The following is a 6,156-nucleotide window of genomic DNA, read 5'->3' on the forward strand; positions in this document are numbered from 1 at the left end:
TCTGCAGGCGGGTGCAGCAGCAGCAATCGGTGTTCGGTGTCGGTTCGATGTGGTCGGTGGTGGGGTGGCCGCAACCCTCACCGAGGTGGGTGCTCCTGCACAGCACGACCGGTGGATCCTTGGGAGTGAACTCCGGGTTAGCCATGGCGGTTCACCTCTGCCTGGTGTTCGCCGTCCACGACACGACGCTGAACACGACGCAACACCCGGACCGCCTCCCGTTGGGTCCAGTCACGCGAACCCCCCGGCTCCGCGATCGACCGCATGATCGCGAACAACATCCAGAACCCCTCCGGGTAGCGGGAAGGGTCATCCCACGCCTCGCTTCGTACGGCGGCCGCGATACGGTCAGCCTCGCCCTCTTCGAGAGGGGTGATGGCCGGCTGGAACGGATCCACCAACTCGGCAGTCATGAGGTCGCCTGTCCGGTCCGAAGCTTGTGTGCGTACTGCTTCAGATAGGTGACCGGGTTATGCGTCCAGTCGGCTTCGTAGGCCAAGGAGTCGAGCTGGTCAGCAAGCCAGTTCCGCAGGATCTCGCGGAACTCGCGGCGATACGCGTCGGCTTCTTCGACGGTGGGGGACTTGCCATGCTCGGTATTGAAGGCAACCCACGCCAGGATTACGTCGTCCATAGTGGCGTCTGCGTCGCTCATGCGCTCTGCTCCTGCTTCAGGTGGTCTGCGTACTCCAAGAGGCGGGCAGCGGGTGCCTCCAGGAAGTGCTCGCCGTTCGTCCAGTCGGTGAAGTCGACCTGCACCGCCTCGGGGTCCAACTCGCCGGGATGGTTTGCCTGCCAGGCATCAGCGACAGCGACACGGGCCTCAACCAGCGGATCCGGCGGCACAGCGACAGCACGCTCGTACGAGTCCTGGTCCGGGTCCTTGTCGTCCGTGGGGATGCACAACGACTGCAGCAGCACGATCCGGTACGCCACCGACATGGCCTTGGCGGTGCCCTTATCGCCACTGTCCAGGCTTTCCCCAGGCACCAAGGCCTCGATGTAGTCGCCGGCTGGACCGTAGAAGCGGTACGTGCAGGTCGTGGTGACCTCACGCGTTGGCTTCCCCGTGGACGTCAGCACATCCCGGTACTCGGCCACGCACTTGTGCGGCATGGGGATGATCTTGTGTTTCCGGAAGATCGGGCCCACCGCGTTCACTACCTGGTCGATACCGCGGAAGTTGTACCGCTGCGAGTCGTTGAAGCCTTCCTTGCGGACTGCCTGAACCTCTTCCATGGCAGCACTGAAGGCGGCGTAGATGGTCGGCTGCTCGGTCATGCGGCGGACTCCCTTCTCTTGCGTGCCTTCTCGCGGTACGCCTCGCGAGCTCGGATGCGATTGCAGACGCGGCAGTCGCCGTAGGGTCGTGTGTTCTCGGGCGTCTTCTCGTGGCCTTGCGGGCAGTGGGTCTTCGCCGGCTGCTCGGGATGGTGTTTCCGGTAATGCCTTCGGGCGCTTTCGAGTGCGCAGGGGCGACAGAATATGGAGCCGTCCTTGCGGACATACGAGTTCTCTGGCGTGACTTCGTGACCCCTCTTGCAGTGCGTGCGCAGCACGCCACTTAGACCACGCCTAGTGTTCTCGCGACTGGTCACTGTCACCATGTGCTCTGGGTTGACGCAACGCCGGACCCTGCAGAGGTGGTCGATGACAAGCCCGTCAGGAATAGGGCCCACATGCACGGAGTAAGAGAGCCGATGAGCCTTCCAGTACGCGCCTCGGAATCGAAGGATCCCGTAGCCGGATGTGTCTACAGCGTCGAGCCACAGCCAGCACCCGGATTCAGGGTCGACCCTGATGGATCGGGCAATGCGCTCAGCGGTCACGCCACCCTCCTCGGATTCTTGGTGTGGGGGTCGTGGACTGCCTTTGCGACCATGACGCGCCTCCTCTGGCAGAACACCCACTGGATCACCGGAGGTTCAGCAGCAAGGAGCCGGTCCATCTCCCGCGTGTACGGGGTCTCCTGCTTCGTCTGCCGCGGAATCGGTGTACGTGAGTCATCGGGCATGTCTTCGATTTCGTCCTGTCGGTAAGGGACCCCGTTGCGCCGGAACAGCGCCGCGTGGTTCACGCAGAACCCCCACTGGCGCCTCGGCTGATCACAGTCCGGGCGGGCGCAGGCTTGCTTAGCCATCGGTGTGCGCTTCATGCCGCCGGCTCCTGCTCAGCCAGCCACTGCGGCTCGTACTTCTTCCGCTCCAACGGCGACATGCCCGCAGACACCCCGAAGCGGGTCTTGTAGCACTCACCGAGCTCCATACGCATCACCCGGTCGCGGCACTCCTGAAGCACCGGACAGCGGGTCTTGCACACGTTCCGCAGGTAGTCCCAGTCCTCATGCGCAGCGCCAGGCTCGAGGTAGAACGCGAGCGTCCCGATCTCGCGGCAGGCCGCATCACGCATCCACTCAGGCCAATGTGAATCGAGACTCATTCGGTCCCTCCCTCTTCTGTCTCGCCGACCTCCGTTTCGGCGAGCACCGGGCACCCCCGGTCCTTACAGGCGTCGATCCCGGGGCAGTCCGGGTCACTGCACGGGCAGTCGCAGACCCCCTGCCGCCACTGGCGGGTACACAGATCGCGGTGTCCAAGCCACTCGCTCATCGCTGTATCCCCTTGGTGCTAGGCCCCGCCGTTCCCCAGATGGGGCGGGGCGGGCGATCTTGTCTGCCATATTTAGTTGCCTCGGGCATCACCAGTCCCACACGCGGCTCATCGCACTCACCTCCTCTCGGGGCGGTTCTCGCGGATCCATTTCGTGCGGGCAGCTACATCCGCTGCCGTCGACTCCGGATCCGGATCCACAGGGAACTGGCGAGGCGCGACACGATCCACCAGGCCCCAGAACACCTCGGCCAGCAGGTAGCCGACCGCCCGGATCACTGGCCGGCTCCCGTCAGTTCACGGACCGCGGCCAGGCAGGCATCCACGGCGTCCTGCTCAGGGGCTGTGATGCGCTGGGCCCGGACCTGCCACAGGCGATCCATCAGCAGCGACAGGAACACCGGGTCGACGTCGTACTTCTCAGCGAGGTTCACGTCAGGCTCCGTCGAAGATGTGCAGGTTGGTGGTGTCGGCCTTGCAGCGCTCCAGCGCCTTCTCGGTCGCTTCCGCGTCTGCCTTCTCGCGCCGCTTCCATCGCACGAAAACGACCGGAAAGACGAACGCCGACAGCAGGAAGAACAGGGCACCGACGGTCCACAGGAACCCCAGGATTTGGCCGGCCATCACTCGCACCCCAGTCCGTCGCCGTCGTCGTCCAGCGCCTTGTTCCAGCCGACGTCGCCCGGAGTGAGCGGCAACATCACGCCCGCCGCTTCGGCCTCCTGGCAGGACTCGAATGTGACGCGGACGGAGTCAGTGCAGCCGGCCAGCAGTACGAGGATGCCGACGAAAGCAGCAGCCGCCAGCCGCTCCAGAACGGTCCTCATCGCCACACCTCGTCAGCCTTGTCGGCCTCAGCACGCAGCGCGTCCGAGATCTCCTTGTCAGGGATGTGGTTCGCGGCGGCCCGAAGCACGGACGTGAAGTTGTTCGTGATGTCCTCGGCAACTTCACGGGCCCTGCGGTACCAGCGCTCGTTCATGCGCCACATCAAGACAGCACCGACGAGCAGGCCGAATGCGTTGCCGAGGCAGAACCCCTGAAGACCGGTCATGGCCGCCTCACCCTCGCTGGGTACCTGGAGCACAACTCGAGGAAGCGGTCCGAGAACGACGCCTCCACCCACTGCCGGTACGCCGTCGACTGCGGCGCCGGGTCACCCTCTGCGGCAGGAACAAGCAGCGCCACCAGGCGGTCCGCGTGAGCCGCGGGAGACTCCACAGGCTCACCCTTCCGGGCAGCCTTCAGCCTGGCTCTGGTGGCTTTCAGGGTTGCGGAGGTCATAGCAGCGCCTTCCAGATCGCCCACACAACCACCGGGGTGACGGCGAGCAGGATGAAGAAGGCCAACCAGCCAACAGCGATCAGCACCTCGGCTGCCTTGTCAGCGGCGGTCTTCTCGGTCTCAACAGGTGCGAACTTCACAGCCGGACCCCCTCACTGATCACGTCGATCACCGTCTGGTCGTCGTAGTAGCGGAACGGCCGGTGCATGTTCTCGCCGCCATCAACCGCGATCCACGGCGCGAGCGACCCAACGGCGTAGCGGACCATCAGGCCGCGGCGGGTCACGATGACCGCGCCAAGTCCCTTCGGCTCCGGTGGGTTCACGTGCTCGGTCATCGGTCCTCCCGATCAAAGGTTTCGAGTGGGTATCGCTCGTTGGCGAGCAGGTCTTCGTAGGTGCCGGGTTCTCGGCACTCCAACCACAAGTCACCCGACGGGTGAACCCAGGTCGTGACGATCTCGCCCTTCACCTGCTCGTAGGTCGCGGCGTGCATCGAGCCGTCCAGCAGAGCCACCCAGAACGCGATCGAAGTTGGGCGCAGGCGCACCAGGAGACGATCAGGCCAGTCCGGGTGAGGAGCCACTGACAACGGCAGACGCTCCGGGGTCATCTCCCTGACCAGCCAGAACACGACCTGCTGATACGCCCGCACCAGCCGCCGCTGGTCCGCGTACTCGACGACGGTCAGCCCTCCGTGTCCGTGTATCGCTTCCACGTCGCGGATGTCCGGCCACACAGCTGTCGAGGGGTGCTCACCTGGCCAGCGAAGCGCCACGGAGCCGTCGGAGAACTCGACGCCTTCGGCAACCGAGCCTGTACCGGACACCCCGGACTTGTCCTCGTAGCGGTGAAGCGTGAACAGGGCCGCGGTCATGACTCCTCCAGATGCGGAAGAGCCGCCTCCAGGGCGACACGCGCATCGGCCAGCGCGGCCGACCTCGCATCGGTCGTGTCGTGCACGAAGTGGTCAACACACATGGCGCAGCACGGGTCGCCGTGGCTACGCGACAGGTAGAGAGCCCGCGCGGCCCTCCTCACCGCCTTGTCGGTGATGGTGATCACACGGACACACCCCCCGGGCCTACGAGCGGCCGGCGGACCACGACGCGGATGTGGTCGGACTCGATGACGTCGGCCTCGTCGGCGCCGTACGACGTCGGCACCAGCGACTCACGCAACTTGTGGTCGGGTACCGCGTGTGCCCACGACTTCAGGACCCCGGCGACACCCTCGGCCTGGATCTCGATGCGGCCGTTGCGGATCTCCAGCGAAGTCGCCTGCACCTTCGGGAACTGGATGAACAGAGCGGCGGCCTCGGCGAGGCGCTCGGCGAACAGTTCGTGGCTCGCGTAGTAGACGTTCGCGGTTTCTCCGCGTCCCCCCTGCGGGCTCATCGCTTGCCCCGCTGCTTCTTCGCGCGCTGCTTGGCGACCTCGTCCTGCTTGTTCTTCTTCGCGGACTCACGCTGCACGTCGGCCAGGAACCGCCCGGCCTTCGCGGCGTGGATCTTGCCTGCGTTTGGCTTCTTGCTGAAGATCCCCACTGCTAACATCTCCCCTTGTAGTAGGTGGCTCCCTTGTGCGTCTGTCCTTGGTCGGCGGCGTACTTGGGAGCCGCTTGTTCTTTGGTGCTGTGAAGTTCTTGGAGCCGGGTCACCGGCCGGGACTTCCCGGTCCGGGGGGTGAACCTTCGGTCGGTCTGGAACAGGGGTGGTCCAGACACTGACCGGTCGGCGACCCGGGCTAGGAGGCGCGCCTCTTGCTGCGCGCCTGCCGGACTGCTTCAGGCCAGCCGAGGGCAGCGAGTGCCCCCGCCTTCCGTTCCAGCAGTCCGGTCGCTAGGAGTTCCTCAGCTCGCCGGCGGCCGAGGTCTGCGATGCGGGCGCGTTCCGTGGCGTTCACTTCGGCGGCTTCCCTTGCTTGCGGCCACCGCCGGTGTTGCCCCCCTTGGATCCGCCCTTCGGCTGCTTGGGGTTCTGAGGCTTCGGGCTCGGACTCGAGTTCTTCCGGCCAAGGTTGAAGACACCCATCAGGACGCCTCCCTCTCGTCTGCGTAGGAGAGAGCGCCGACAGGGACGCTCAGCGCGTCGGCGAGCTTCTTGATCGTTGAATCCCGCGGCTTCGACTTGCCGAGCTCGATCTGGTTCAGCGCGTACTCACTGATCCCGGCGCGTTCGGCGAGCGACTTCTGCGAGTCCCCGCCGGTTGTGCGGAGCGCCTTGAGAGCTTCGGTGTTGAGCTGCATGTGAGCCACATTAGGGC

Annotated in this window: 16 protein-coding genes; all 16 read right to left on the reverse strand. The window is 65.4% G+C overall.

The window, feature by feature from the left end; all coding sequences use genetic code 11:
* Positions 1-137: 137 nt before the first annotated feature.
* A complete protein-coding gene (locus ACIBGM_RS45030; protein ID WP_396389101.1) occupies positions 138-413 on the reverse strand; it encodes a hypothetical protein in 276 nt (91 codons plus the stop codon).
* The gene (locus ACIBGM_RS45035; RefSeq protein ID WP_396389102.1) at positions 410-655 is read right to left on the reverse strand and encodes a hypothetical protein; all 246 of its coding nucleotides are present in this window, start codon (positions 653-655) and stop codon (positions 410-412) included. The genes ACIBGM_RS45030 and ACIBGM_RS45035 overlap by 4 nt, the downstream gene beginning before the upstream one ends.
* Positions 652-1,281, reverse strand: coding sequence for an ERF family protein (locus ACIBGM_RS45040; RefSeq protein WP_396389103.1), 630 nt, complete (start codon positions 1,279-1,281; stop codon positions 652-654). Before ACIBGM_RS45040 ends, ACIBGM_RS45035 begins: the two co-directional genes overlap by 4 nt.
* Positions 1,278-1,910, reverse strand: a complete 633-nt coding sequence (locus ACIBGM_RS45045) for an HNH endonuclease signature motif containing protein (RefSeq protein ID WP_396389104.1) — start codon at positions 1,908-1,910, stop codon at positions 1,278-1,280. Before ACIBGM_RS45045 ends, ACIBGM_RS45040 begins: the two co-directional genes overlap by 4 nt.
* Before the next feature lie 241 nt (positions 1,911-2,151).
* Complete coding sequence (locus ACIBGM_RS45050; protein ID WP_396389105.1) at positions 2,152-2,409, reverse strand: WhiB family transcriptional regulator; 258 nt, start codon at positions 2,407-2,409, stop codon at positions 2,152-2,154.
* Positions 2,410-2,884: 475 nt separating this feature from the next.
* On the reverse strand, positions 2,885-3,043 hold the full coding sequence (locus tag ACIBGM_RS45055; protein ID WP_396389106.1) for a hypothetical protein: 159 nt from the start codon (positions 3,041-3,043) through the stop codon (positions 2,885-2,887).
* A 1-nt stretch (position 3,044) separates the two neighbouring features.
* On the reverse strand, positions 3,045-3,233 hold the full coding sequence (locus tag ACIBGM_RS45060; protein ID WP_396389107.1) for a hypothetical protein: 189 nt from the start codon (positions 3,231-3,233) through the stop codon (positions 3,045-3,047).
* Positions 3,233-3,436 (reverse strand): excalibur calcium-binding domain-containing protein, encoded by a 204-nt coding sequence (locus ACIBGM_RS45065; protein WP_396389108.1) that lies wholly within the window; start codon positions 3,434-3,436, stop codon positions 3,233-3,235. The genes ACIBGM_RS45060 and ACIBGM_RS45065 overlap by 1 nt, the downstream gene beginning before the upstream one ends.
* Positions 3,433-3,663 (reverse strand): hypothetical protein, encoded by a 231-nt coding sequence (locus ACIBGM_RS45070; protein ID WP_396389109.1) that lies wholly within the window; start codon positions 3,661-3,663, stop codon positions 3,433-3,435. The genes ACIBGM_RS45065 and ACIBGM_RS45070 overlap by 4 nt, the downstream gene beginning before the upstream one ends.
* Positions 3,664-3,889: 226 nt before the next feature.
* A complete protein-coding gene (locus ACIBGM_RS45075; protein WP_396389110.1) occupies positions 3,890-4,033 on the reverse strand; it encodes a hypothetical protein in 144 nt (47 codons plus the stop codon).
* Complete coding sequence (locus tag ACIBGM_RS45080; protein WP_396389111.1) at positions 4,030-4,230, reverse strand: hypothetical protein; 201 nt, start codon at positions 4,228-4,230, stop codon at positions 4,030-4,032. The genes ACIBGM_RS45075 and ACIBGM_RS45080 overlap by 4 nt, the downstream gene beginning before the upstream one ends.
* Positions 4,227-4,769 carry a hypothetical protein gene (locus ACIBGM_RS45085; RefSeq protein WP_396389112.1) on the reverse strand — a complete coding sequence of 181 codons (543 nt, stop codon included), beginning with the start codon at positions 4,767-4,769 and terminating at the stop codon, positions 4,227-4,229. Before ACIBGM_RS45085 ends, ACIBGM_RS45080 begins: the two co-directional genes overlap by 4 nt.
* On the reverse strand, positions 4,766-4,957 hold the full coding sequence (locus ACIBGM_RS45090) for a hypothetical protein (protein ID WP_396389113.1): 192 nt from the start codon (positions 4,955-4,957) through the stop codon (positions 4,766-4,768). The genes ACIBGM_RS45085 and ACIBGM_RS45090 overlap by 4 nt, the downstream gene beginning before the upstream one ends.
* The gene (locus ACIBGM_RS45095; RefSeq protein WP_396389114.1) at positions 4,954-5,289 is read right to left on the reverse strand and encodes a hypothetical protein; all 336 of its coding nucleotides are present in this window, start codon (positions 5,287-5,289) and stop codon (positions 4,954-4,956) included. The genes ACIBGM_RS45090 and ACIBGM_RS45095 overlap by 4 nt, the downstream gene beginning before the upstream one ends.
* Complete coding sequence (locus ACIBGM_RS45100; protein WP_396389115.1) at positions 5,286-5,438, reverse strand: hypothetical protein; 153 nt, start codon at positions 5,436-5,438, stop codon at positions 5,286-5,288. Before ACIBGM_RS45100 ends, ACIBGM_RS45095 begins: the two co-directional genes overlap by 4 nt.
* Before the next feature lie 485 nt (positions 5,439-5,923).
* Positions 5,924-6,156 (reverse strand): helix-turn-helix domain-containing protein (locus ACIBGM_RS45105; protein ID WP_396389116.1); only part of this gene is annotated, 233 nt, incomplete at its 5' end.

The sequence above is a fragment of the Kribbella sp. NPDC050470 genome (genome assembly GCF_044458365.1).
Classification (GTDB): Bacteria; Actinomycetota; Actinomycetes; order Propionibacteriales; family Kribbellaceae; genus Kribbella.